This window comes from Kitasatospora sp. NPDC088391 (genome assembly GCF_044753345.1).
Lineage (GTDB): Bacteria > Actinomycetota > Actinomycetes > Streptomycetales > Streptomycetaceae > Kitasatospora.
In genome coordinates this window covers 11,939-37,096 of record NZ_JBIVNB010000005.1, presented here as the reverse complement: position 1 = coordinate 37,096, position 25,158 = coordinate 11,939, and the positions used below count along the sequence as shown (strand labels likewise).

The window sequence follows — 25,158 nt, the reverse complement described above, 5'->3', positions numbered from 1 at the left end:
CCACCCTGGCCCGGAGCCCCTCGGTCGGCAGCACCGCCACGACCGGGGGGAGAAACCCGCCATGGACCACGCACAGCCCGCGCCGGACGGGCCGAGCACCGACGACCAGGCGCCGGCCCCGGCCCCGGTCTGCTTCCGGCACGCCGGGCGCGAGTCGTACGTCCGCTGCTCGCGCTGCGACCGCCACGTCTGCCCGGACTGCCGGCGCGAGGCCGCGGTCGGCTACCAGTGCGTGGAGTGCGTCAAGTCCGGCCAGCAGGGCGTCCGGCGGGCCCGGACGGCGTTCGGCGGGCGGATCACCTCGCGGCCGTACGGCACGATCGGGCTGATCGTGCTGAACGTGGCCGGGTACCTCGCCGAGATCGCGGGCGGGCAGGACTTCGTCAACCGCTTCGCCATGCTGGGCCTGGGCGTGCTGCGGCCCGCCGACCCGGAGAGCTGGGACGGCGTGTCACCGCTGCCGGTCGGCGGCGTGGCGCACGGCGAGTGGTACCGGCTCATCACGGGCTGCTTCCTGCACCAGCAGCCGACCGAGGCGCCGTTCGGCGTCGCGCACCTGCTGATGAACATGTACTGGCTGTGGATGCTCGGCCGGGTGGTCGAGGACCGGCTCGGCGTGCTGCGGATGGTCGCGCTGTACCTGCTGTCCGCGCTCGGCGGTTCCGCGCTGACCCTGCTGTTCGCCCCGCACGCCCTGACGGTGGGCGCCTCCGGCGCGGTCTTCGGCCTGGTCGGCGGCTACCGGGTGCTGAGCCGCCGCCAGGGCTACGACCCGCTGGGCGGCGACCAGTTGATGGTGTTCTTCATCGTCTGGATGGTGGTCTCGGCGGGCTTCGCCTCCTGGACGGGCCACCTCGGCGGCCTGCTCGCCGGCCTCGCCGCGGGTGCCGCCCTGGCGTACGCCCCGCGCGAGCAGCGCGGCACGGTCCAGGCGATCCTCCTGACGGCGGTCCTGGCGCTGATCGCGGTCGCCGCGGTGATCGGCGTCGACCGGCTCGTCCCGATCAGCTGACCGCCCCGCCCGCTTCCCGCACCGCCCCGCCCGCTTCCCCGAGCAGCGCCGCCTCCCCGAGCAGCGCCGCCGCCTCGCGCAGCCGCTGCTCGGGCAGTCCGGCGCAGCCCAGCGCGAGCGCCGGCCCGCCCGGCGCGAGCCGCCCGGGCCCGACGGTGGCGACCCGGACGCCGAGCCGCGCCGCCGCGTCCGCGACGGCCTGCTCGTCGGTGCCGGCCGGCAGGTCGGCGTACAGGTGCAGGCCGGCGGCGACGCCCTGCAGGCGGGCCTGCGGCAGGTGGGTGCGCAGCGCCCCGGCGAGGGCGTCGCGGCGGGCCCGGTAGCGGGGGCGGACGGTGCGCAGGTGGCGGTCGTAGCCGCCGCTCTCCAGCAGGGCGGTGAAGGCGAGTTGGTCGATCGCGCCGGTGCCGAGGTCGGCGTACTGCTTGGCCTGCCGGAAGTCCTCGGCGAGCCAGCCGGGCAGCACGGCCCAGCCGAGCCGCAGCCCGGGGGCCAGGGTCTTGCTGAGCGAGCCCAGGTACACCGTCCGTTCGGGCGCCAACCCCTGGACGGCGCCCAGCGGTTCGCGGTCGTAGCGGAACTCGGCGTCGTAGTCGTCCTCGACCACCAGGCCGCCGGCCCGGGCCCAGGCGGCGAGTTCGGTGCGGCGGCGGGCCGACAGCACCACGCCGGTGGGGTACTGGTGGGCGGGCGTGACCAGCACGGCCTGCGCGCCGCTCGCCGCCAACTCCCCGACCCGCAGGCCCTCTTCGTCGACGGGGACGCCGATCGGCCGGACGCCGTGGGCGCGCAGCAGCGCCAGGGTGCCGGGCGAGCCCGGGTCCTCGACCGCGATCCGCGGCCGCCCCGTCCGGGCCAGCACCTGCACCAGCAGGGCCAGGCCCTGCCCGACGCCGCTGACCGCCATCACCCGTTCCGGCTCCGCGGCGACCGCCCGCACCCGGCCCAGGTACGCCGCCAACTCCCTTCGCAGCTGCGGCAGTCCGGCGGGATCGCGGTACCCGAGGTCCCGGTTCTCGGCCCGCTGCAGGGCCCGCCGCACCGCCCCGGCCCAGGCCGTCCGGGGGAACATCCCGAGGTCGGGCGTGCCCGGCTTCAGGTCGTACCGGGGCTCCGGCCCGACGACTCCGGCGGGCGGACGGGGGCGGGCGTCCGCGACTCCCGCCGCGACCCGGGTGCCCGAGCCCTGCCGCCCCACCAGGTAGCCCTCGGCGGCGAGTTGCTCGTACGCCTCGACCACCACCCCGCGTGAGACGCCCAGTTGGGCCGCCAGCACCCGGCTCGCGGGCAGCCGCTCCCCGGCCACCAGCCGCCCCTCCCGGACGGCCGCCCGCAACTCCCGGGTCAACCGCCCCGTCAGCTCGCCCCCGCCGTCCCCCAGGGTGATCAGCAACTCCCGCACACCCCCACCCTGCCAGAAAGCCCGACCGGCAACGCCGCCCCGCTTCCGACCGCCCGCCCCGACGCCCCGAATTGGTCCTCTGCTCCACCCGTCCAGTGGCACTGTCTTCCGTACCACTCCCCTCCTAGCGTTCCCACCATGTCCACCTCCTCCCCCGCCCTCCCGGCCTCGGCCCCGGTCCCGGCCGCCGCCGACCGCTCCCGGCTGTCCGGCTCGCTGCGGGCCGCCGCGGCGATGACGCTGCTCGGCGGCTCCACCGGCGTGACCGCGCTGGCCGCGTCCTATCCGCTCGCCACCGGCCAGACCGTGCGCTACGCCCTCGCCTCGGCCGTCCTGCTGCCGCTCGCCCACCGCCGGGGCCGCCTGGCGCCGCGTCTGACGGCCCGTGAGTTCGGCCTGCTGCTGGCGCTGGCCGGCACCGGCCTGTTCGCGTTCAACCTGCTGCTGGTGACGGCGCTGCGGCACACCGACGCGGCGGTGGTCGGCAGCATCGTCGGCTGCACCCCGCTGCTGCTGGGCGTGCTCTCGCCGCTGCTGGCCCGCCGCCGCCCGGCGCCCCGCCTGCTCGCGGCGGCGGCCGTGGTGGTGGCGGGCGCGGCGCTCACCCAGGGGTTCGGGTCGGGCGACGCGGTGGGGCTGCTGTGCGCGGCGGGCACGCTGTGCTGCGAGGCCGCGTTCTCGCTGCTGGCCGTCCCGCTGCTGCCGCGGCTGGGGCCGGTCCGGGTCTCGGCGTACACCACCGCCCTGGCGGTGCCGATGTTCGCCGTGACGGCCGCGTTCTCCTCCGGCCCGCCGCGGCTGCCCAGCGGCACGGAGCTGCTCGCGCTGTTCTACCTGGGGGCGGTGCTGACCTGCGTGGCGTTCCTGCTCTGGTACTCGGCGCTGACCAGGCTCCCGGCCGAGCACGCGGGCCTGTTCGGCGGGCTGATCCCGCTCACCGCGACCGCCTCGGGCGCGGTCCTGACCTCCCTCGTCCCGACTCCGCCGCAACTGCTCGGCGCGGTCCTGGTCACCGCCGCCCTCCTCCTCGGCCCCGGCCGCCCGCCGCGCCCCGCCGCCGACACCCCGTGACCCCGCCCGCCCCGCCCGCCCCGCCCGCCCCGTTCGCTCCGCGGCACGGCCCACGCCACACCACTCGCTCCGCACCACTCGTTCCGCACGACTCGCTCCGCGCAGCTCACGCCCCGTCAACCGCCCCGCCCGACCGCCTCCGTCAGCTCCGTGCGCCCCCCATTACCCCATGCGGGGCGCGTGGCACCCCACCGCCACCCGCGCGCCACTCGTCCGGGCGGTGGCCGTTGTCGTCCGGTCGAAATCTGCGCTTAGGCTGGGGCCGATATGAGTGTCGACCGCCGCAGTGTCCTGCGTTCCACCGCCCGCCTGGCCGCGCTGAGCGCCGCCGGGGGTCTCGCCGCCGCCTGCGGCAGCTCCTCCGAGGGCACCGATCCGGCCCAGTCCTCGGTGGCGGCGCGTTCGCAGCCGTCGCACCTCGCCGAGGGCTCCGCCCCGTCGCCGGCCGTGCCGCCGTCCGCCGCCCCGACCGCGTCGGCGCCCGCCCTGCCGCCGCTGGCCGCGAACACCCCGCAGGAGGTGGTGTCGGGGCCGCGCACCAGGCCGCAGCTGGCGCTGACCTTCCACGGCCAGGGCGATCCGGCGATCGCCGAGGCCCTGCTGAAGGCGGCGGAGCAGCACGGCGCCCGGCTGACGGTGCTGGTGGTGGGCAGCTGGCTGGACCAGCAGCCGCAGATGGCGCAGCGCATCCTGGCGGGCGGTCACGAGCTGGGCAACCACACCCAGAACCACCTGGACATCTCCTCGATGCGGCCGCAGCAGGCGCACGACGAGATAGCGCAGTGCGCGGAGCGCCTGCAGCGGCTGACGGGGTCGATCGGGCGCTGGTTCCGGCCGTCGGCGACGCAGTACGCGAACGCGATGGTGAAGGAGCAGGCCCGGCAGGTGGGGTACGAGCACGTGCTGTCCTTCGACGTCGACCCGCGGGACTACGCGGACCCGGGCGCGGACACGGTCACCCACCGGGTGCTGAAGTCGGCGGCGGCGGGTTCGGTGGTGGCCCTGCACATGGGGCACCCGGGCACGGCGCAGGCGCTCCCGGCGATCCTGGACGGCCTGGCCGCGAAGGGCCTGCACGCGGTGACGGCCTCCGAGCTCTGCGCCTGACCGCCGCCCCGCCCCTCCCTCACCCGCCGGCCCTCCCTCGCCCGCTGACCCTCCTTCACCTCCCGGGCCCGGGCCGTGCGATGCTCGGCCCATGCGCTATGTGATCCTGGGCGCCGGCGCGGTCGGCGGCACCATCGGCGGTCGGCTCCACCAGTCCGGCCGGAACGTGGTCCTGGTGGCCCGCGGCCCGCACCTGGCGGCGCTGCGCGCCGACGGCCTGCGGCTGAGCACCCCGGACGGGGTGCACCGGCTGCCGGTCCCGGCGGTCGGCGGGCCGGAGGAGGTCGCGCTGGCCCCGGACGACGTCCTGGTGCTGGCGGTGAAGACCCAGCACTCGGCGGCCCTGCTGGACGCCTGGGCGCCGCGCCCGGTCGCGGGCGGCGGCACGGCGGCGGAGCGGCTGCCGGTGGTGTGCGCGCAGAACGGGGTGGCGAACGAGCGGCTGGCGCTGCGCCGCTTCGAGCGGGTGTACGGGATGCGGGTGTGGCTGCCGTCGACGCACCTGGAGCCGGGCCGGGTGGCGGCGGCGGGCTCGCCGCGCTCGGGGATGCTGCACCTGGGGCGCTACCCGCACGGCGCGGACGAGTTGGCCCACCGGGTGGCGGCCGACCTGGCGGACTCGTTCTTCGACGCGCCGGTGGTCGAGGACGTGATGGCCTGGAAGTACGCGAAGCTGCTGGGCAACCTGGGCAACGCGCTGGAGGCGGTGGCCGGTCCGGTCGACGGCGAGCTGCGGATGCGGGTGTGGCGGGGCGTGCGGGCGGAGGGCCGGGCGGTGCTGGCGGCGGCGGGCATCGGGTACCCGTCGGACGAGGAGCAGCTCGCGGTGCGCGGCGACCGGGTGACGCTGCTGCCGCTGGAGGGCGCGGCGCGCGGCGGCGGTTCGTCCTGGCAGTCGCTGGCGCGCGGCACCGGCGACATCGAGGCGGACTTCCTGAACGGCGAGATCGCCCTGCTGGGGCGGCTGCACGGGGTGCCGACGCCGCTGAACGCGGCCCTGCAGCGGCTGGCCGCGGCGTTCGCCCGGGAGGGCCGCCCGGCGGGTTCCCTCCCGGAGGCCGACCTGACCGCGCTGGCGGACCTGGCGGACCCGGCCGCCCGCGCGGGTGTCGCGGAGTCCTGACGGGCCCTCAGGCCATCGGGTCGTCCGGCCCGTAGGGGCGCAGCCGCAGGGTGCGGGCGTCGGCGGAGCGGATCGCCCCGGCGGAGGCGACCAGGGTCTCCAGGTTGTCGCGTCCGGCGTGCAGGAAGCGGCCGTGCAGGCCGTCGAAGCGGCCGCGGGCGGCGTCGACGGTGACGGCGACCATGTAGGGGATGGAGCCCCAGGCCTTCATGTCGTGGAACATCGGCATGCCGGCGGTCATGTCGGTGGCGACGGCGCCGGGGCTGATGTCGAGGACGACGATCCCGTACCGGCCGACCGAGTCGGCGATGTTGTCGGAGAGCTGGAGCAGCGCGCCCTTGGAGGTGGCGTAGGCGGTGTAGTTGCCGTCGGGGCGCAGCGCGAAGCCGCTGTTGAGGTTGACGACCCGGCCGCGGCGGCGCTGCACCATGCCGGGCAGGACGTGCCGGAGCAGGTTGTAGGGGCCGCGCAGGTTGGTCTCGACGACCTGCCACCACTGGGCGGGGTCGGTCTCCCAGAGCGGGACTTCGGCGCGGTCGACCTGCCCGGCGTTGTTGATCAGCAGGTCGACGGGGCCGAGGTCACGTTCGATCGAGCGGACGGCCTCCCGGACGGCGCCGGGGCGGGCGACGTCGGCGGTGACGGCGACGCCGCGGGCGCCGTGCCGGACGCACTCCTTGAGGGTCGCGGTGAGGCGGTCCTGGGTGCGGCCGACCAGGCCGACGGCCATGCCCTCGGCGGCGAGGCCGATGGCGATCTCCCGGCCGATCCCGCGTCCGGCGCCGGTGATCAGTCCGACCTGTCCGGCGAGTGATCCGGTCCCCATCTGCGTGCTCCCTCCGGTCCCTCCTGCGGCTGGACCCTCGCATTCTGGTCGCCCGCCCGGGGGCGCACGGGGAGCGCGCGGCGGCGCACCGCCCGGCCTCACCCGTTCGGCCGAGCACCGGTCCGGGCCGCGCGGGGACGAGGCGGGGTGAACGGGCGTTAAGGCAGGTAGTACCGTCGTCCGGGCGGGCCGCCCGCCCCGGGAGGGGGTCGGGGGGCCGTGACAACAGTGGGCCGGGCGATCCCCGGCTCCTCGTGAAGGGCATCTGAGTGAGTGACATCGCGCGCGTCGGAGTAGTCGGCTGCGGCCTCATGGGGTCGGGCATCGCCGAGGTCTTCGCCCGTTCCGGCCTGGACGTGCTGGTTTCGGAGGCCAGTGGCGAGGCGCTGGAGCTGGGCCGGACCAGGCTGACGAACTCCCTGGAGACGGCCGTGCGGCGCGGCAAGCTGTCGGAGGAGGACCGGGACTCGGCGCTGGCCCGGCTGGCGTTCACCACCGACCTGGCCGACTTCCACGACCGGGACCTGGTGGTCGAGGCGGTCGCGGAGCGCGAGGACGTCAAGGTCAAGATCTTCCAGACCCTGGACCAGGTGGTGGCCCGCCGGGACGCGATCCTGGCCTCCAACACCTCCTCCATCCCGATCGTGAAGCTGGCCGCGGCGACCGGCCGCCCCGAGCAGGTGATCGGCCTGCACTTCTTCAACCCGGCGCCGGTGCAGAAGCTGGTCGAGGTCATCCCGACCCTGACCACCTCCGTCGAGACCACCACCCGCGCCGAGCAGTTCACCGTCGAGGCGCTCGGCAAGGAGCCGATCCGGGCCCGCGACCGGGCCGGTTTCGTGGTCAACGCCCTGCTGGTGCCGTACCTGCTCTCCGCCGTCCGGATGTTCGAGTCGGGCGTGGCGACGGCCGCGGACATCGACAAGGGCATGGAGGCGGGCTGCGCCCACCCGATGGGGCCGCTGCGGCTGTGCGACCTGATCGGCCTGGACACCATCGTCTCGATCGCCGAGTCGATGTACGACGAGTACAAGGAGCCGCTGTACGCGGCCCCGCCGCTGCTGTCCCGGATGGTCGACGCGGGCCTGCTGGGCCGCAAGTCCGGCCGCGGCTTCTACGACTACACCGCGACGGCCTGACGCCCCGTCACCGTTCCGAGGGCCGCCCGGCACCGCGCCGGGCGGCCCTCGCCGCACCGGCGGGGCACCGGCGGGGCGCCGGAGAGGCGTCGACCTCAGCGGCTCTTGAGCGTGTCCGGGGTGGCGTAGCGGGCGACGTCGGCGACCCGGCAGCTGACCGGGCCGCCCGGCTCGACCAGCCCCTGGGCCTGTTCGACGGTGTCGTGGCCGGGGGCGAGCGCGGTGGCGCCGGCCACGCCCGCGGCGACCTGTTTCCCGGTGCCGTCGAGGAAGGCGATCTGCACCACGTAGTTGCTGGTGACGGCGGTGCGGTTGGTGATCCGCACGGTCGCGGCGGGCCAGCGCAGTTCGGCGTCGACGGCGCAGCCGGTGACCTCGACGTCGCCGGCGGCCTGCCCGCGGTCGGGGGTGTCGGCGGGTCTGTCCCCGTCGGCCGGCTCGCAGCCCGTCACCGCGAGGACGGCGGTCAGGCAGAGGGCGGCGAGGACGGCTCGGATGCGCATGGTCTCCCCTCGGGACGGCGTGGCTCGGGGCCGACGCTACCGAGCCCGGGGGCCGGTCCGTCCGGGATGTGTCCAAGCTGTAACCACCGTGCGGAGCAAGTGTGCTGACGGAGCGTCAACAAACGATCGGGCCCGGCACCTCGGGGGTGCCGGGCCCGGGGCCGCGGATCAGCTGTTGATCTGGTACGGGTCCCCGTAGACCTTCCACTTCAGCGGCGGGTTGAGGTCGAAGTTCTTGTTGGTGAGGAAGACGCGCTGCTCGGTGTCGACCCGGCTGGTGTCGGCGTGCGCCTCCTCCTGCTTCATGATCACCTTGCGGGCGTCCAGGAAGGCGTTCAGGTAGGCGGTCTCGTCGCCGCCCTGGGCCGGGGTCTTGGCCTTCTTCATGGCGGCGGCGCGGATGCCGCCGAAGCTGTCGGAGCTGTTGCCGGGGCCGTGCATCACGATGGCGTCGTAGTAGGCGAACTGGCCGAGCGCCCGCAGGCCGTCCGACTTGGCCTGCTTGACCGCCGGGTCGAAGTACACCCGGTCGCGCTCGTCGTTCTGCGCCTGCTGGAAGACGGTGTCCTTGGCGGCGGTCTTCCAGTCGTTGACGAAGGCGGTGCCCAGCCCGGAGTGCGACTCGGTGCCGTTGACCTTCTTCAGGGCCGGCAGGTACTTCGCCAGGACGTTGCCGGGCTTGAGGTCGGTGTAGTGCTCGACCAGGTCGAGCATGTCGCCGGTGCCGGAGCAGAAGCCGATGATGCCCGCGGTGTAGCCGCGACCGTCCTTGATGTCCTCGATGTACTTGTACTGCGCCTTCCAGTCGAGCGAGGAGTTCTCCGCCGAGGAGACCAGCTCCATGGCGATCTCCTTCTTCTTCGCGTCGTCGAGGCCGACCGACGCCGCGTGACCCGTCCCGGCGGTGGCCAGGGTCAGCGGGAGGGCCCCGATCAGGATCGCGAGGGCGGCGCGGGTGGTGCGGGTGCTGCGGGCGGTGCGGTGCTTCGTGCTGGGCATCTGACGCTCCGTCTGCCGGTCGCGGGCATGGGGGTGCCCACGGGAGGGGGTTAGGAAAGTTTCCTAACGAGGATTGAAGCGCCCGCTCCGGCACCCCGCAAGACGTGCGACCGAGAATGTCAGGTACTCGCCACCGGTCGGCGCGGAAAACCGCTGGCCACCGCCGCCCCCGACCGGCCAGGCTGCTCCGAATGGACATCCGTGACGCCACCCCCGGGGACTGGGCCGCCATCTGGCCGTTCTTCCACCAGATCGTCGCCGCCGGCGAGACCTTCACCTACCCGGTCGACCTCGACCGGGAGACCGGCCGCGACTGGTGGCTGCTGCCCGCCCCGCACCGCACGACGGTCGCCGTCGCCGCCGACGGCACCGTGCTCGGCACCGCCAAGATGAACACCAACCAGGCCGGCAACGGCGCGCACGTCGCCAGCGCCAGCTTCATGGTCGACCCCGGGCACGCCGGCCGCGGCACCGGCCGCGCCCTCGCCGAGGACGCCCTCGCCTGGGCCCGCGCCCGCGGCTACCGCGCCATGCAGTTCAACGCCGTGGTCGCCACCAACACCCCCGCCGTGGCGCTCTACCGCTCCCTCGGCTTCACCGTCCTCGGCACCGTCCCCGAGGGCTTCCACCACCCCGTCCACGGCTACGTCGGCCTGCACGTGATGCACCGGAATCTGTCGAAAAGCCCCCTCAACGCACCCGCCCCGGAGGGGAGTTGACCGTGCACGTGTGCGCACGGTCTGGCACAGTGACGGCCATGCGATCATCCGTCATCACGCGAACCGCCCTCGGCTGCCTGGCCGTCGGCCTCGCCCTCACCCTCAGCGCCTGCGACTCCCCCGGCAGCAGCGGCGGCGGCAAGGCCGCGAAGAACGACGCGGCACCCGCCGCCTCCCCCTCCGACGACCACGCCTTCGACGGCCTCGGCGAGCAACTCGCCATGCTGAACGCGCTGGAGAAGGAGTTCCCCGGCATCACCGAGGACAAGCAGAAGGCCGTCGACTCCGCCGACGAGCTCTGCAAGGACATCCGCAAGAACGACGGCACCGACCTCGGCATGGTCGCCGCCTCGCTGTTCGCCACCACCACCGTCTCGCTCGGCCCCGCCGACGGGCAGCGGATCGTCACCGTCGTCAAGGCCAGCACCTGCGCCTGACCGCCCCGCCGGGCCCCACCGGCACGTACCCGGCACCCGCCCGGGAACGACGGAGCCCCGCCGCGCGGCACGCGCGACGGGGCTCCCCCAGTGGTCCGGCCGTCAGGCCCCGCGCAGCACCGCGCCCGTCCGCTCGGCCGCCACCGCGACCGCCGACTCGCGCGCCGCCGACGCCTCGTCCGCCGTCAGCGTCCGGTCCGCGGCCCGGAAGCGCAGCGTGTACGCCAGCGACTTCTTGCCCGCGCCCGCCTGCTCGCCCGTGAACACGTCGAACAGCCGCAGCGACTCCAGCAGTTCGCCCGCGCCGTCGCGCAGCGCCGACTCGACGTCCGCGGCGTGCACGCCCGCGTCCACGATCAGCGCCACGTCCTGGGTCGCCACCGGGTACGCCGACACCGGCGGCCCGGAGACCCGGCGGCCGTCCTCGAACAGCAGGTCCAGGTCGAGCTCCATCGCGCTGGTGCGCTCCGGCAGGTGCAGCGCCTTGACGACGCGCGGGTGCAGCTCGCCGGCGTGGCCGACGACCTCCTCGCCCACCAGCAGCTCCGCGCACCGCCCCGGGTGCCACGGCGCCCGCTGCGCCTGGCGCACCGTCAGCTCCACGCCGGCGGCGGCGGCGACCACCCGGGCCGCCTCGACCGCGTCCGCCCAGCCGGACGGCGCGCCCTTGCCCCACCAGCCCGACGGCAGCCGCTCGCCGGTCAGCGCGACGGCGACCCGGCGCGGCTGGTCCGGCAGCGCGGCGTCCAGCTCGGCCAGCTGCTCGTCCGAGGGCCGCCGGTCCACGGGCAGCCGCGGCGCGACCTTCCGCTCCGCCTTCGGCAGGAACACCGTGCCCGTCTCGAAGATCGCCAGGTCGGTGTTGCCGCGGCCGACGTTGCGGCGCAGCGCGCCCAGCAGGCCCGGCAGCAGCGTGGTGCGCAGCGCCGACTCGGCGTCGTTCAGCGGGTTGACCAGCTTCACCGTGCGGCGGCGCTCGTCGTCCGCCTCCAGGCCCAGCGCGTCGAACGCGGCGTCACCGACGAACGGGTACGCGTTGATCTCCACGTAGCCCGCGCCCGCCAGCGCCACGCCCACCCGGCGGTGGAAGCGCTGCGCCTCGGACAGGCCGCGCCCCGGCGGGGTGACCGGCATCCGGGCCGGGACGTTGTCGTAGCCCTCCAGCCGGACGACCTCCTCCACGAGGTCGTACGGGTCCGTCAGGTCGGGCCGCCAGGACGGCGGGGTGACCTCCAGGACGTCGGTGCCGACGACCGTGCAGCCGACCTCCTGCAGGCGGCGGGTGACGGTCTCCCGACCGTACTCGGCACCCGCGACCCGGTCCGGCAGGTCCGCGTCGATCGGGATGGTGCGCACCGGGTGCGGGGCCGCGATGTCGGTGACCCCGGCCTCGGCGGTGCCGCCCGCGATCAGCACCAGCAGGTCGACGGCGCGCTGCGCGGCGGCCCGGGCGGCCTCCGGGTCGACGCCGCGCTCGAAGCGCCGGGACGCCTCGGAGGGCAGCTTGTGGCGCTTCGCGGCCCGGGCGATGGTGACCGGCTCGAAGTGCGCGGCCTCGACCAGGATCTCGGTGGAGCCGGTGACGGCGCCGGTCTCCGGGTCGACGACCGGGTCGAGGATCTCGGTGCTGGCGCCGCCCATCACGCCGGCCAGGCCGATCGGGCCGGTGTTGTCGCAGATCAGCAGGTCCTCGACGGACAGCTCGCGCTTGACGCCGTCCAGCGTGGTCAGCGTCTCGCCCTCGACGGCGCGGCGGACCTGGATCGGCCCGTCCACCCGGCCGCGGTCGTACGCGTGCAGCGGCTGGCCGACCTCCAGCATCACGTAGTTGGTGATGTCGACGGCCAGCGAGATCGGCCGGATGCCGGCCTTCTGCAGGCGGCGCTGCAGCCAGATCGGCGACTTCGCGGCCGGGTCGACCCCGGTGACGGTGCGCGCCACGAAGCGGTCGCAGCCCACCGGGTCGGCGACCTTCACCAGGTAGCCGTACGAGTTCGCCGGCGGCACGTCCAGCAGCGCCGGGTCGGCCAGCGGCAGCCCGTACGCGGCGGCGGCCTCGCGGGCCACGCCGCGCATCGACAGGCAGTAGCCGCGGTCCGGGGTGACCGCGATGTCGAGGACCTCGTCGACCAGCTGGAGCAGCTCGATCGCGTCGGTGCCGGCCTCGAACTCCGGCGGCAGCACGATGATGCCGTGGTGGTCGTCGCCCATGCCCAGCTCGCGGGCCGAGCAGATCATGCCCGCGGAGGTGTGCCCGTAGGTCTGCCGGGCCGCGATCGGGAACGGGCCGGGCAGCACGCCGCCGGGCAGGATCACCACGACCTTGTCGCCGACCTGGAAGTTGGTCGCGCCGCAGACGATCTCCTGCGGCTCGCCGGTGCCGTTGGCCGCGCCCACGTTCACGAAGCAGTGCCGGATCGGCTTCTTGAAGCCGGACAGCTCCTCGATCGAGAGCACCTCGCCGACCACCAGCGGGCCCTTGAGGTCGGTGCCGAGCTGCTCGACCGTCTCGACCTCCAGGCCGGCCCGGACCAGCCGGGCCGCGACGTCGCGTCCGGTCTCGCCCGCCGGCAGGTCGACGTACTCGCGCAGCCAGGAAAGCGGGACGCGCATCAGATCTCCATCCCGAACGGGAGGGTGAAGCGGACGTCACCCTCGACCATGTCGCGCATGTCGGCGACGTTGTGACGGTTCATCAGGATCCGCTCCAGGCCCAGCCCGAACGCGAACCCGCTGTAGCGGGACGGGTCGATGCCCGCGGCGACCAGCACCCGCGGGTTGACCACGCCGCAGCCGCCCAGCTCGATCCAGCCCTCCGAGGAGCAGGTCCGGCACGGGCGGTCCGGGTTGCCCACCGAGGCGCCGCGGCACACGAAGCACTGCAGGTCGATCTCGGCGGACGGTTCGGTGAACGGGAAGTACGAGGGCCGCCAGCGCAGTTCGAGGCCGCCGCCGATCAGCTTCTCCACCAGCACCTCGATGGTGCCCTTGAGGTGACCGAAGGTCAGGCCCTCGTCCACCGCGATCGCCTCGACCTGGCGGAACACCGGGGTGTGCGTGGCGTCCAGCTCGTCGGTGCGGTACACCCGGCCGGGGCTGACCGCGTACAGCGGCGGCTCGCCGGCCAGCATGGTGCGGATCTGCACCGGGGAGGTCTGGGTGCGCAGCACCATGCCGGAGTCGGCGGTGCCGTCGGCGGCCTCGACGAAGAAGGTGTCCTGCATCGAGCGGGCCGGGTGGTCGGCGTGCAGGTTGAGGGCGTCGAAGTTCAGCCACTCCGCCTCCACCTCCGGGCCGGACGCGACCTGGTAGCCCATCGCGATGAAGGTGTCCTCGATCCGCTCGGCCAGCGTGGTCAGCGGGTGCCGCGCGCCGCGCGGGGCCCGGCCGAACGGCAGCGTGACGTCCACCGCCTCCTCGACCAGCACCCGGGCGTCGCGCTCCGCCTCCAGCTCGACCTGACGCTTCGCCAGGGCCTGGTTGACGGCGCCGCGGGCCTGGCCGATCAGCTTGCCCGCGGCGGCCTTGGCCTGCGGGGGCAGCGCGCCGATCTCGCGGTTGGCGAGCGACAGCGGGGAGCGGTCGCCGGTGTGCGCGACCTTCGCCTGCTTGAGCTCGTCGAGGTCGGCGGCGGCGGCGAAGGCGGCGACCGCCTCGTCCCGGGCCTGTTCCACCACCTCGGGCTTGAGGGCCTCGACCTCGACCGGGTCGTACGACTTGTTGGGTGCCGACATCTCTATCTTTCCCGTGCTCCTGCTCGTGATCAGGTCCTGCTGCCTCGCCGGGCGTACCGGAACGCCAAAGGTCGAGTGTAGTCGCAGCCCGCAACCGGATACGGCGGGTGACCGGGTCCGGCGGGGGGTCAGAGCATGAAGTCCGGGACACCGGCGGGCAGCACGAACCGGAACCTGGCCCCGCCGCCGGGCGCCCGGCTCACCCCGATCACCCCGCCGTGCGCCTCCACGATGCCCTTCACGATGTACAGGCCCAGGCCCGTCCCGCCGCGCTTGGAGCCGCGCCAGAACCGGGTGAACACCCGCGGCATCGCCTCCTCCGCGATGCCCGCGCCCTGGTCGCTGACCGTGACGGCGGTGCCCTCGACCACCCGCGGCGGCGTGCCCGCCCGCTCGACCAGCTCCTTCGCCGGGCCCAGCTCGATCGTCACGGTGCCCTCGCCGTGCCGCACCGCGTTCTCCAGCAGGTTCGCCAGCACCTGGTCGACCTTGTCCGGATCGCCCCACTGCTCGCCCAGCGGCCCCGCCACCCGGATGTCGAACCGCTCCGCCGGGATGCCCGCCGCGACCTTCCCCTCCACGTGCCGGCGCACCGCCGCCGCCAGGTCGAGGCGCTGCCGGCGGATCTCCAGCCGGCCCGCGTCGATCCGCGAGATGTCCAGCAGCTCGGCGATCAGCCGCACCACCCGGTCCGCGTCCGCGTCGACGGTCTCCAGCATCACCCGCTTCTGGCCGTCGTTGAACCGCTCCCACTTCGCCAGCAACGTCGCCGTGAAGCCCTTCACGCTGGTCAGCGGGGAGCGCAGCTCGTGCGCGACGGTGGCGATCAGCTCGGCGTGCGAGCGCTCCGTGCGCCGCCGGGCCTCGGTGCCGCGCAGCGTCACCACCACTTGCCGCACCGGCCCGCCCGGCCGCTCCCGCACGTAGCGGGCGCACACCAGCACCTCGCGGCCGCCCGGCAGCAGCAGGTTCCGCTCGGGCTGCCCGGTGCGCACCGCCAGCCCGCCGTACGGGTCGGTCAGCGCCCACCAGCGGCGGCCGTCCAGGTCCTCCAGCGGCAGCGCGGCCTCCAGCGCGGTGCCGACCGCGTGCCGGGCGGAGCGCCCGGTGAGGCGTTCCGCGGCGCGGTTGAAGACCGTCACCGTGCCGTGCGCGTCCGCGACCACCAGCCCGTCCGGCAGGTCGTCGGGCCCGACCGGCGCACCGTACGGTCCGCCCGGTGCCCCGTTGCCGCCCATGGGTGTCCTCCCCCGCCCGCCCCCTCGCCGGCCCAGGAATCGACCCTAGCGCTATCGGGCCCCGCCGCGACACCCGCCGGGGGAGCGCTGGGCGCGCGCGGAGGCGTACAGGCACACGGCGGCCGCCGTGGCGAGGTTCAGGCTCTCCGCGTGCCCGTGGATGGGGACCCGCACCACCTCGTCCGCCAGCGCGCGGGTCTCCTCGGGCAGGCCCCACGCCTCGTTGCCGAACACCCAGGCGCACGGGCCCTCCAGGGTGCCCTCGTCCAGTTCCTGGTCGAGGTCGCGCTGCCCGGCACCGTCCGCGGCCAGCACCCGCACCCCGGCCGCGCGCAGCCGCGCGACCGCCTCCTCGACCGGCACCCCGGTCGCCACCGGCAGGTGGAACAGGCTGCCCACCGAGGCCCGCACCGCCTTCGGGTTGTACGGGTCGACCGAGGCGTCGGTCAGCACCACGGCGTCGGCCCCGGCCGCGTCCGCGGTCCGCAGCACGGTGCCCGCGTTCCCGGGGTCGCGCACGTGCGCGAGCACGGCGACCAGCTTCGGGCGGGCCGCCAGCACCTGCTCGAACGGGGTGTCGATGAACCGGCACAGCGCCACGATGCCCTGCGGGGTGACGGTGTCGCAGATGTCCGCGACCACCTCCTCGGTCGCGGTCAGCACCGGCAGCCCGGCCTCCCGGGCGGCGGCCACGATCTCCGCGTGCCGCCCGGCGGCCTCCGCCGTCACGTACACCTCGACCACGGCGTGCTCCCCGTCCGGCAGCCGCCCGAACGCCACCGCCTCCCGCACGGCCTGCGGGCCCTCGGCGAGGAAGCGCCGCTCCTTGCCGCGCTGGTTGCGCTTGGCCAGGCGGCGGGCGGCGACGACGCGCGGGGAGCGCAGGGAGGTCAGCAGGGGGGTCTCGGTGCTCATGCTCACGATCTTCGTCACAGGAGGGCGGGTGCGCGATACGCGACGGACCCGCAGGCCGGGCGGCCTGCGGGTCCGGGAGAACAACGCTGCGGTGCGAGCACCTGGGTCAGGCGGCGACCTTGGGGGCGTTGACGTCCTCCGGCAGCGCCTTGCGGGCGACCTCGACCAGGGCCACGAAGGCCACCGAGTCGTTGACCGCGAGGTCGGCCAGCATCTTGCGGTCGATCTCGACGCCCGCGGCCTTCAGGCCCTGGACGAAGCGGTTGTAGGTGATGCCGTTGGCACGGGCAGCGGCGTTGATGCGCTGGATCCAGAGCTGGCGGAAGTCGCCCTTGCGCTTCTTGCGGTCGTTGAAGTTGTAGACCAGCGAGTGGGTGACCTGCTCCTTGGCCTTGCGGTACAGGCGCGAGCGCTGACCGCGGTAGCCGGAGGCCCGCTCGAGGATGACCCGGCGCTTCTTGTGGGCGTTGACTGCCCGCTTGACGCGTGCCACTTGATTACTCCTTGTGTTCGGACCCCGGATCGTGCCGCCGGTCCGTTATTCGATTCGGTCGGTAAGGATCAGCCGGTGCCCGCGACCACGGCCGCGGGCGAGCGATCACTTGCCGAGAAGCTTCTTGATCTTCTTGGCGTCGCCGGGGGCCATCTCGGCGTTGCCGGCCAGCTTGCGGGTCAGCGTCGAGGGCTTGTGCTCAAGCAGGTGGCGACGGCCGGCACGCTCGCGCAGCACCTTCCCGGAGCCAGTGATCTTGAAGCGCTTGCTGGCGCCGCTGTGCGTCTTCTGCTTCGGCATGTCGCCGTATCTCCTCGTCGTCCGTTCCGGCCCGCACCCGGGGGTGCGGGCCGGAACTGGATGGATCTCGTCTCCGGGGCGGTTGCCCCGGAAGCGTTGCCGATCCCGCCCGGTGTCCTGAGCCCTGCGGCTCAGGCGTCCTGGGCGGCCTCGGCGGGCTGCTCGGCCTCGGTGACCTCGGCGGCCTCGGTGACCTCGTCGGTCTCCGCGTCGTCCGCGTCCTCCACGAGCTCGACCGCCTCGGCGGTCTCGTCGAGCTCATCGGCCTCGTCCGCCGCCGGTCCGCGGCCCTGCCGCTCCGCCTTGCGGGCGTCGGCGAGCGCGCGGGCCTCGGCCATGGCTTCGGTCTTCTTCTTGTGCGGGCCGAGAACCATGATCATGTTTCGGCCGTCCTGCTTCGGGGCCGACTCCACGAAGCCCAGGTCCTGGACGTCGTCCGCGAGCCGCTGCAGCAGCCGGAAGCCCAGCTCCGGGCGGGACTGCTCACGACCGCGGAACATGATCGTGATCTTGACCTTGTCACCCTGCTTGAGGAACCGGACGACGTGACCCTTCTTGGTGTCGTAGTCGTGCGGGTCGATCTTCGGCCGGAGCTTCATCTCCTTGATGACCGTGTGCGCCTGGTTCTTGCGCGCCTCACGGGCCTTCATCGCCGACTCGTACTTGAACTTGCCGTAGTCCATGAGCTTGCACACCGGCGGGCGCGCCGTGGCGGCGACCTCGACCAGGTCCAGGTCGTACTCCTGGGCAAGCTCCAGCGCCTTCGCGAGCGGGACGATGCCGACCTGCTCGCCGCTGGGACCGACGAGTCGCACCTCGGGGACGCGGATCCGGTCGTTGATGCGGGGCTCGGTGCTGATGGGGCCTCCTCGGTTGCACCTTTTCCGATGCGACCGTCGGGCGGCGGTCGCACGTAGTGGTTTCGACCACTGGGCGGGGCTTCATTCATGCTCCGCTGCCCGTCGAGGGCACCGAGCGCACGAAAAAAGCCCCGCACGGTACAGGCGGGGCTCCACACGTTCCGGACGCCCTCTCGGGCACCACTGGCGACCGGCGTTCCCTCACGGGCGCCCGTCGCGGACCGGACCCGTCGGCCCTTCGGCCGATCAGGTGGGAGACTGCCGCGGCCGCCCTTCCGGGCCTCCGCGAGGTGGAGCCTCCACTTGCTGGCCGAGCGCTCCGAAGAGTCCCCCGGCCGGTCAGTCTCGAATCATACCAGCGTTCCGGGCCCGACCGGTATTCCGGCCCCTCCCCGCCCGCCTTGTACGCTCCTTCCGTACCGCGCTTTCGCACCAACCCCTCCGGAGTGACACCGTGACCAGCCAGCCCGACCACGCGCCCGAGTCCGACGGGGCCCTCGGCTTCGACGACCTGACCCGCGACATCGCCGAGGTCCCCGCGGTCGAGGTGATCACCACCGTCGCCGTCCACCTGATGAGCGCCGCCGCCGTCAAGTGCGGCCTCGCCGAGGGCGGCGAGGCCGACAAGGACCTCGACGAGGCCCGCAAGCTGATCACCGCCCTGGCCGGCCTGGTCACCGCCGGAGCCCCCGAGATCTCCAACTTCCACGCCGCCCCTCTCCGCGACGGCCTCCGCTCCCTCCAGCTGGCCTTCCGCGAGGCCTCCCTCGTCCCCGACGCCCCCGGCGCCGGCCCCGGCGAGAAGTTCACGGGCCCCGTCTACTCCTGACGCCCCGTCCTCCCGCCCCGCCAGGAGCGCGAGGACCCGCACGCAGCGGAAGCCGCCCGACCGAGGACACTCCCCGGCGGGCGGCTTCTCCGTTCCCCTCCCCCTGGCCGAAGGCGTCTCCCTCCCCGCCCCGCCAGGGGCGCGGGGAACTGCGCGCAGCGGAAGACCCGAAAGCGGAAGCCGCCCACCGGAGGAACATCCCTCGGTGGGCGGCTTCCCCGCTATGCGCCGGGCTCTCAGGCGTCGTACTCGTCCAGCGGCGGGCACGAGCAGACCAGGTTCCGGTCACCGTACGCGCCGTCGATCCGCCGCACCGCCGGCCAGTACTTGTCCGCCGGGTTGACGCCCGCCGGGAAGACCGCCTCCTCGCGGGTGTACGGGTGCGCCCACTCGCCGGCCAGCATCGACGCGGTGTGCGGGGCGTTGCGCAGCGGGTTGTCGTCCGCCGCCCACTCGCCGTTGCCGACCTTCTCGATCTCGCCGCGGATCGCGATCATCGCCTCGCAGAAGCGGTCGATCTCGTGCAGGTCCTCGGACTCGGTCGGCTCGATCATCAGCGTCCCGGCGACCGGGAACGACATGGTCGGCGCGTGGAAGCCGTAGTCGATGAGCCGCTTGGCGATGTCGTCGACGCTGACGCCGGTCTCCTTGCTGAGCGGCCGCAGGTCGATGATGCACTCGTGCGCGACCAGCCCGCCGGGGCCGGTGTAGAGCACGGGGTAGTGCGGGGCCAGCCGCTTGGCGATGTAGTTGGCGTTCAGCACGGCGACCTGGGTGGCGCGCTTGAGGCCCTCGCCGCCCATCAGCCGGACGTACGACCAGGAGATCGGCAGGATCGCCGCCGAGCCCCAGGGCGCGGCCGAGATCGGGCCGACACCGGTCGCGGGGCCGGCCTCGGCCTGCAGCGGGTGGTTGGGCAGGTACGGCGCGAGGTGCGCGCGCACCGCGACCGGGCCGACGCCGGGGCCGCCGCCGCCGTGCGGGATGCAGAAGGTCTTGTGCAGGTTCAGGTGCGAGACGTCCGCGCCGAACTTGCCGGGCTTGGCGAGGCCGACCAGCGCGTTCAGGTTGGCGCCGTCGACGTACACCTGACCGCCGGCCTCGTGGACGAGCGCGCAGATCTGGGTGATCTCGGTCTCGAACACGCCGTGCGTGGACGGGTAGGTGACCATCAGGACGGCCAGCTGCTCGCCGTGCTGGGCGATCTTCGCCTTCAGGTCCTCGACGTCCACGTCGCCGTCGGTGAGGGTCTTGACGACCACCACCCGCATGCCGGCCATCGCCGCCGAGGCCGCGTTGGTGCCGTGCGCGGAGGACGGGATCAGGCAGACGTCGCGCTGGGTGTCGCCGTTCGCCCGGTGGTACGCGCGGACGGCCAGCAGGCCGGCCAGCTCGCCCTGCGAGCCGGCGTTCGGCTGGATCGAGACGGCGTCGTAGCCGGTGACCTCGACCAGCTGCTGCTCCAGCCCGCGGATCAGGGTCAGGTAGCCCTCGGCCTGGTCGACCGGCGCGAACGGGTGCAGCTGGCCGAACTCGGGCCAGGTGACCGGCTCCATCTCGGTGGTCGCGTTGAGCTTCATGGTGCAGGAGCCCAGCGGGATCATGCCGCGGTCGAGCGCGTAGTCGCGGTCGGAGAGGCGGCGCAGGTAGCGCAGCATCGCGGTCTCGGAGCGGTGGCTGTGGAAGACCGGGTGGGTGAGGTACTCGTCCTCGCGCAGCAGCGCGACGGGCAGCGCGTCGGCGTCCTCGGCGATCTCGGCGGTGACGCCGAAGGCGGCGAACACGGCGGCCAGGTGCTCGCGGGTGGTGGTCTCGTCGCAGGAGACCGAGACCCGGTCGCCGTCGACCCGGAACACGTTGACGCCGCCGGCCAGCGCCGCGGCGACGACCTCGTCGGCCCGGCCCGGCACCACGGCGGTGACGGTGTCGAAGAACGCGTCGTGGGCGAGCTCGACGCCGCCCGCGCGCAGGCCGGCGGCGAGCGCGGCGGCGTAGCGGTGGGTGCGGCGGGCGATGTCGGCGAGGCCGTCGGGGCCGTGGTAGACGGCGTACATCGAGGCCATCACGGCGAGCAGCACCTGCGCGGTGCAGATGTTGGAGGTGGCCTTCTCGCGGCGGATGTGCTGCTCGCGGGTCTGCAGGGCGAGCCGGTAGGCGCGGTTGCCGTCGGCGTCGACCGAGACGCCGACCAGGCGGCCGGGCAGGTTGCGGGCGTACGCGGCGCGGACGGCCAGGTAGCCGGCGTGCGGGCCGCCGAAGCCCATCGGGACGCCGAAGCGCTGCGAGGTGCCGCAGGCGATGTCGGCGCCGAGCTCGCCGGGCGAGCGCAGCAGGGTGAGGGCGAGCAGGTCGGCGGCGACGGCGACGATCGCGCCGAGCTCGTGCGCCTGGTCGATGACGGGCTTGATCTCGCGCACCGCGCCGGACGCGCCGGGGTACTGGAGCAGCACGCCGAAGACGCCGCGCTCGGCGATCTCGGCGGGGATGCCGTCGCTCAGGTCGGCGACCACGACCTCGACGCCGGTCGGTTCGGCACGGGTCTGGATCACCGCGACGGTCTGCGGCAGGGTGTCGGCGTCGACCAGGAAGACGCCGCCCTTGACCTTGGTGACGCGCCGGGCCAGGGACATCGCCTCGGCGGCGGCGGTGCCCTCGTCGAGCAGCGAGGAGCCGGAGGTGTCCAGGCCGGTCAGGTCGGCGACCGCGGTCTGGAAGTTGAGCAGCGCCTCCAGGCGGCCCTGGGAGATCTCCGGCTGGTACGGGGTGTAGGCGGTGTACCAGGCCGGGTTCTCCAGCACGTTGCGGAGGATCACCGGCGGGGTGAAGGTGCCGTAGTAGCCGAGGCCGATCATCGAGGTGAGGACCTGGTTGCGGTCGGCCAGCTCGCGCAGCTCGGCGAGGACCTGGGCCTCGCTGCGGCCGGCGGGCAGGCCGAGCGCGGTGAGGCTGCGGATGGCGTCGGGGACGGCCGCCGCGGACAGCTCGTCCAGCGAGCTGTGGCCGATGTGGGCCAGCATCTTCTGCTGGGCGTCGCTGTCGGGACCGATGTGGCGGTGCTCGAAGGGGCTGGCCTGCTCAAGGTCGCTGAGCGTCGGCTGGGCGTTCATGGGGGTCGGGCCTCCTGGTCGCGGACCGGCGGTGGTACGCACGCGGTCGGCGGCCGTGGGAGCGCCTGGGCGTACGAACCCGTCAGCCTCCCCCTCTGTCATCGGTACCTGAGAGCTTCGCGCGCCCGGGTGGTGGCCCGGTCGGCTTGCACCGTCGGCGAGGGTGGGGCCCGGTGGCAATCGGTGCCGACGGTCCTGCCCTGCTTTCCAGAGTGACCTGGTCCCGTTCGGTACGGATGCCTGAGAGATTCCGGGGAGGGGTTGCTCCTTCGGCGCCCCGCATCCCCCCTGTTCGGCGGGGTCGGGACTCTCCCGAGCGGGCTCGGCGGTCGCCTCCGAGGTTACCAGCGCGGGCCTTCCGGTTCACCGGTCCGGCCCTGTGATCTGCCCCGGACGGCGGCTTCCGGAGTGCCACCGTCCGTTACGTGCCGTTTGGTGTGGAGTGGCGGTCCGGCACGCTCCTCCGGCCGCCCCTTCTCACGGCCCATCGAGGAGCAGCAGGACTGGAGGACAGCGTGCAGACCGATATCGATCCGCGCGACCTGATCGGACACAAGGCGGTCGACCGGAACGGTGACAAGATCGGCACGGTCGACGAGGTGTACCTGGACGACGCCACCGGCGAACCGGAGTGGGCGGCCGTCCGCACGGGGATCTTCGGCCGGGACGCCTTCGTCCCGCTGACCACCAGCGAGTTCGCGGGCGACGAGTTGCGCGTCCCCTACGACAAGTCGCTGATCAAGGAGTCCCCGGACTTCGGGGTGGGGCAGCACCTCTCCCCCGCGCAGGAGCTGCAGTTGTACCGCTACTACGGGCTGGACACCGGCGGCGCGGACGCCGGGTCGGCACCCGAGGGCCCGACGGCGGCGAAGGCCGCGGCCGGCACCGCGGCGGCCGGCGGCGCGAAGGAGCACCCGGCGGAGGCGACCGCCCCGGCCCGCGACCGGGACTTCGGCACCGTCGCCACCGACCGCCCGGCCGCGGCCGCGGCCCCGGTCTCGACCCCGGCACCGGCCCAGACACCGGAACCGGCACCGACGGCGGGCGGCACCAACACCGTCGCCACCCCGGCCGCCGCCTTCACCGCGGCGAAGGCCGGCGCCGACAAGCAGCCCCAGGACCGGTCGGCCCCCGCCGCCCAGCAGCGCCCCGCCTCGGTGGAGCCGACCGCGCCGGTGGAGATCACCTGCCGGGAGGAGCGGATCGACATCACCACCGAGTGGCACGCGGTGGGCACCACCCGGCTGCGCAAGTACGTGACCACCGAGCAGGTGGAGCGCCGGGTGCCGGTGGTGCGCGAGCGGGTCCGGGTGGAGCGCATCCCGGTGTCGGACGCGGAGCGGGCGGCGCTGACCGACCAGGAGATCGCCGAGGCGGTCGAGGAGGTCACGCTGCGCGAGGAGCGCCCGGTGGTGCGCAAGTACCTGGCGCCGATCGAGCGGGTCCGGCTGGTGGTGGAGCGGTACACCGAGGAGGAGGTGGTCCGCGAGGAGCTGCGCCGCGAGCAGGTGGAGGTGCACGACGCCGCGATGGACACCGACGCCGCGGCCCCGCAGCGGCACCAGCCGTGGAACGCGCAGCCGCAGTCGCCGACGGCGGCCCGGACGCAGCCGGCGCCGGCGAACGGCAACGGCGGCGAGCACGCCCGGCCGGAGCCGCTGCGCTCGGCCTGACGGGTCGACACCCCCCCCGGCCCCGGTCCGCCTCGGCGGGCCGGGGCCGGGGACTTTGCCAAAGCTTCACCATTAGATATTTGACAGACTGAAGCATCTCCCGACATCGTTACTTCAGTTCATGCACTATCGCCTGTCTGAAGCAACGTTTCCGGAGGAGTCCCCGTGAGTGAGGCACCACAGCCCACCGCCACGGCCGCCAAGCCCACCAGCGCCCGGGTCCTGCCCGCCCTGATCCTCGCCATGCTGGCCTTCAGCGTGGTGCAGACCGCGGTCGTCCCGATCCTGCCCGGCCTGGCCCGCGAGCTGGACGTCTCCGGCTCCACCGTCACCTGGCTGATGACGGCGAACCTGCTCTCCGCGGCCGTCCTCACCCCGCTGCTCGGCCGCTTCGGCGACCTGCGCGGACGCAAGCCGATGCTGCTGGTCTCGCTGGCCGGCCTGGTACTCGGCTCCGCCCTCGCGGTGAGCACCCACTCCTTCACCTGGCTGGTCGTCGCCCGCGTCCTGCAGGGCGCCGGCGGCGGCGTGCTGCCGCTGGCCATCAGCATCGTCCGCGACGAGCTGCCCAAGCAGAAGGTCACCGGCGGCGTCGCCGCCATCTCCGCCTCCATGGGCGTCGGCTCCGGCCTCGGTCTGGTCGCCACCGGCCTGCTGCTGGAGCACTGGAGCTACAAGTCGATCTTCTGGATGGGCCTGGTCTTCGGCCTGATCGCGGTCGCCCTGGTGGTCCTCCGGGTGCCCGCCGACCCGGTCGTCGACAAGGAGGGCGGCGCCGACCCGCTCGGCGCGCTCACCCTGGCCGGCTGGCTCTCCGCCCTGCTGATCGCCGTCAGCCAGGGCAACCACTGGGGCTGGACGTCCAACCGCACCCTCGGCCTGTTCGCCGTCGCCGCCGTGGTCGCCCTGCTCTGGATCGTGGTCGAGTCCAAGGTCGCCCACCCGCTGGTCGACCTGTCGATGATGGCCCGCCCCGCCGTCGCCTTCACCAACATCTCCGGCCTGCTGATCGGCTTCGGCATGTACGGCTCGTTCATGGTGATCAGCAACTTCGCGCAGACCCCGGAGAAGCTCGCCCACTACGGCTTCACCGCCACCGTCCTGCACGCCGGCATCATGCTGCTGCCCTCCGCGATCGGCTCGATGGTCGCCGCCCCGCTCGGCGCCCTGCTGATCGCCCGCCGCGGCCCGCGCCTCCCGCTGGTCCTCGGCGGCCTGCTCGGCGCCGTCTCGATGGCCTACCTCGCGGTGCGCCACGGCGCCGAGTTCGACATCTACCTCTCCTCCGCGGTCTTCGGCCTCGGCGTCGGCCTCGCCTACGCCGCGATGCCCGCCTACATCAACGGCGCCGTCCCGGCCGAGCAGTCCGGCATCGCCAACGGCATGAACGCCGTGCTGCGCACCGTCGGCGGCGCGATCGGCACCGCCGTGATGGCCGCCATCCTCACCGGCGACACCCTGAAGCTGCCCGTCCCGGTCCAGCTCCCCACCCTGAACGCCTACCAGCACGCCTTCTGGGTGGCCGGCGCGATGTGCCTGGTCGCGGCGGTCGTCCCCTTCGGCATCCGCCGCATCAAGTCCACCGCCACCCCCACCGAGCGCCCCGCCCCCGAGCCCGCGCTCACCCCGGCCGACGCCTGACGGCGTCCCTCGCGTCCTGGACACACGCGA

Annotated in this window: 22 protein-coding genes and 1 riboswitch; of the genes, 10 read left to right on the top strand and 12 right to left on the bottom strand. The window is 74.1% G+C overall.

Going from position 1 to position 25,158, the window contains the following annotated elements; genetic code table 11:
* The first annotated feature begins 61 nt into the window (after positions 1-61).
* On the top strand, positions 62-1,012 hold the full coding sequence (locus ACIQBJ_RS16695; RefSeq protein WP_400709925.1) for a rhomboid family intramembrane serine protease: 951 nt from the start codon (positions 62-64) through the stop codon (positions 1,010-1,012).
* Here the strand turns inward: ACIQBJ_RS16695 and ACIQBJ_RS16690 are convergent.
* Positions 1,005-2,414 carry a PLP-dependent aminotransferase family protein gene (locus ACIQBJ_RS16690; protein WP_400709922.1) on the bottom strand — a complete coding sequence of 470 codons (1,410 nt, stop codon included), beginning with the start codon at positions 2,412-2,414 and terminating at the stop codon, positions 1,005-1,007. The two genes, ACIQBJ_RS16695 and ACIQBJ_RS16690, sit on opposite strands and share 8 nt — an antisense overlap.
* 138 nt (positions 2,415-2,552) lie before the next feature.
* On the opposite strand from ACIQBJ_RS16690, the gene ACIQBJ_RS16685 reads away from it, so the two are divergent.
* The 3 genes from ACIQBJ_RS16685 to ACIQBJ_RS16675 all read left to right on the top strand — a co-directional run bounded on the left by ACIQBJ_RS16685 (position 2,553) and on the right by ACIQBJ_RS16675 (position 5,715).
* Positions 2,553-3,485, top strand: a complete 933-nt coding sequence (locus tag ACIQBJ_RS16685) for a DMT family transporter (RefSeq protein WP_400709919.1) — start codon at positions 2,553-2,555, stop codon at positions 3,483-3,485.
* A gap of 267 nt (positions 3,486-3,752) precedes the next feature.
* Entirely contained in the window at positions 3,753-4,592 is an 840-nt protein-coding gene (locus tag ACIQBJ_RS16680; protein ID WP_400709916.1) for a polysaccharide deacetylase family protein, read from the top strand.
* 91 nt (positions 4,593-4,683) lie between these two features.
* Positions 4,684-5,715: a ketopantoate reductase family protein gene (locus ACIQBJ_RS16675; RefSeq protein WP_400709913.1), complete on the top strand. Its 1,032-nt coding sequence runs from the start codon at positions 4,684-4,686 to the stop codon at positions 5,713-5,715.
* Positions 5,716-5,722: 7 nt separating this feature from the next.
* On the opposite strand, the gene ACIQBJ_RS16670 is transcribed toward ACIQBJ_RS16675, so the two are convergent.
* The gene (locus ACIQBJ_RS16670; protein ID WP_400709910.1) at positions 5,723-6,541 is read right to left on the bottom strand and encodes an SDR family NAD(P)-dependent oxidoreductase; all 819 of its coding nucleotides are present in this window, start codon (positions 6,539-6,541) and stop codon (positions 5,723-5,725) included.
* A 269-nt stretch (positions 6,542-6,810) separates the two neighbouring features.
* Here ACIQBJ_RS16670 and ACIQBJ_RS16665 point away from each other — a divergent pair, with 269 nt between their 5' ends.
* Positions 6,811-7,680, top strand: a complete 870-nt coding sequence (locus tag ACIQBJ_RS16665) for a 3-hydroxybutyryl-CoA dehydrogenase (protein ID WP_400709907.1) — start codon at positions 6,811-6,813, stop codon at positions 7,678-7,680.
* 95 nt (positions 7,681-7,775) lie between these two features.
* On the opposite strand, the gene ACIQBJ_RS16660 is transcribed toward ACIQBJ_RS16665, so the two are convergent.
* Positions 7,776-8,183 (bottom strand): hypothetical protein, encoded by a 408-nt coding sequence (locus tag ACIQBJ_RS16660; RefSeq protein ID WP_400709904.1) that lies wholly within the window; start codon positions 8,181-8,183, stop codon positions 7,776-7,778.
* 168 nt (positions 8,184-8,351) lie between these two features.
* Positions 8,352-9,182 carry a chitosanase gene (locus ACIQBJ_RS16655; RefSeq protein WP_400709901.1) on the bottom strand — a complete coding sequence of 277 codons (831 nt, stop codon included), beginning with the start codon at positions 9,180-9,182 and terminating at the stop codon, positions 8,352-8,354.
* 191 nt (positions 9,183-9,373) lie between these two features.
* Between ACIQBJ_RS16655 and ACIQBJ_RS16650 the strand changes: the two genes are divergently transcribed.
* Both ACIQBJ_RS16650 and ACIQBJ_RS16645 read left to right on the top strand, forming a co-directional pair.
* On the top strand, positions 9,374-9,901 hold the full coding sequence (locus ACIQBJ_RS16650; RefSeq protein ID WP_400709898.1) for a GNAT family N-acetyltransferase: 528 nt from the start codon (positions 9,374-9,376) through the stop codon (positions 9,899-9,901).
* Between the two features lie 38 nt (positions 9,902-9,939).
* The gene (locus ACIQBJ_RS16645) at positions 9,940-10,338 is read left to right on the top strand and encodes a hypothetical protein (protein ID WP_400709895.1); all 399 of its coding nucleotides are present in this window, start codon (positions 9,940-9,942) and stop codon (positions 10,336-10,338) included.
* Positions 10,339-10,440: 102 nt separating this feature from the next.
* Here ACIQBJ_RS16645 and pheT read toward each other — a convergent pair whose 3' ends face one another.
* From pheT to infC, 7 genes are all read right to left on the bottom strand, one after another.
* The gene (gene pheT / locus ACIQBJ_RS16640; protein ID WP_400709892.1) at positions 10,441-12,951 is read right to left on the bottom strand and encodes a phenylalanine--tRNA ligase subunit beta; all 2,511 of its coding nucleotides are present in this window, start codon (positions 12,949-12,951) and stop codon (positions 10,441-10,443) included.
* Positions 12,951-14,072 carry a phenylalanine--tRNA ligase subunit alpha gene (gene pheS / locus ACIQBJ_RS16635; protein ID WP_400709889.1) on the bottom strand — a complete coding sequence of 374 codons (1,122 nt, stop codon included), beginning with the start codon at positions 14,070-14,072 and terminating at the stop codon, positions 12,951-12,953. Before pheS ends, pheT begins: the two co-directional genes overlap by 1 nt.
* 128 nt (positions 14,073-14,200) lie before the next feature.
* Positions 14,201-15,310: an ATP-binding protein gene (locus ACIQBJ_RS16630; protein WP_400709886.1), complete on the bottom strand. Its 1,110-nt coding sequence runs from the start codon at positions 15,308-15,310 to the stop codon at positions 14,201-14,203.
* Between the two features lie 51 nt (positions 15,311-15,361).
* The gene (locus ACIQBJ_RS16625) at positions 15,362-16,225 is read right to left on the bottom strand and encodes a TrmH family RNA methyltransferase (protein ID WP_400709883.1); all 864 of its coding nucleotides are present in this window, start codon (positions 16,223-16,225) and stop codon (positions 15,362-15,364) included.
* Between the two features lie 106 nt (positions 16,226-16,331).
* Complete coding sequence (gene rplT / locus ACIQBJ_RS16620) at positions 16,332-16,718, bottom strand: 50S ribosomal protein L20 (protein ID WP_400709880.1); 387 nt, start codon at positions 16,716-16,718, stop codon at positions 16,332-16,334.
* Between the two features lie 105 nt (positions 16,719-16,823).
* Positions 16,824-17,018, bottom strand: a complete 195-nt coding sequence (gene rpmI, locus ACIQBJ_RS16615) for a 50S ribosomal protein L35 (RefSeq protein ID WP_030268653.1) — start codon at positions 17,016-17,018, stop codon at positions 16,824-16,826.
* A gap of 131 nt (positions 17,019-17,149) precedes the next feature.
* Positions 17,150-17,878, bottom strand: coding sequence for a translation initiation factor IF-3 (infC, locus tag ACIQBJ_RS16610; protein ID WP_400711315.1), 729 nt, complete (start codon positions 17,876-17,878; stop codon positions 17,150-17,152).
* A gap of 454 nt (positions 17,879-18,332) precedes the next feature.
* Between infC and ACIQBJ_RS16605 the strand changes: the two genes are divergently transcribed.
* Positions 18,333-18,707 carry a DUF1844 domain-containing protein gene (locus ACIQBJ_RS16605; protein WP_400709877.1) on the top strand — a complete coding sequence of 125 codons (375 nt, stop codon included), beginning with the start codon at positions 18,333-18,335 and terminating at the stop codon, positions 18,705-18,707.
* A 236-nt stretch (positions 18,708-18,943) separates the two neighbouring features.
* On the opposite strand, the gene gcvP is transcribed toward ACIQBJ_RS16605, so the two are convergent.
* Positions 18,944-21,814: an aminomethyl-transferring glycine dehydrogenase gene (gcvP, locus tag ACIQBJ_RS16600; protein WP_400709874.1), complete on the bottom strand. Its 2,871-nt coding sequence runs from the start codon at positions 21,812-21,814 to the stop codon at positions 18,944-18,946.
* Between the two features lie 218 nt (positions 21,815-22,032).
* A riboswitch (glycine riboswitch) is annotated at positions 22,033-22,139 on the bottom strand.
* A 190-nt stretch (positions 22,140-22,329) separates the two neighbouring features.
* Between gcvP and ACIQBJ_RS16595 the strand changes: the two genes are divergently transcribed.
* Together ACIQBJ_RS16595 and ACIQBJ_RS16590 are read left to right on the top strand one after the other, a co-directional pair.
* Positions 22,330-23,487 (top strand): PRC and DUF2382 domain-containing protein, encoded by a 1,158-nt coding sequence (locus ACIQBJ_RS16595; RefSeq protein ID WP_400709871.1) that lies wholly within the window; start codon positions 22,330-22,332, stop codon positions 23,485-23,487.
* A gap of 165 nt (positions 23,488-23,652) precedes the next feature.
* On the top strand, positions 23,653-25,128 hold the full coding sequence (locus ACIQBJ_RS16590; protein WP_400709868.1) for an MFS transporter: 1,476 nt from the start codon (positions 23,653-23,655) through the stop codon (positions 25,126-25,128).
* Positions 25,129-25,158: the final 30 nt, after the last annotated feature.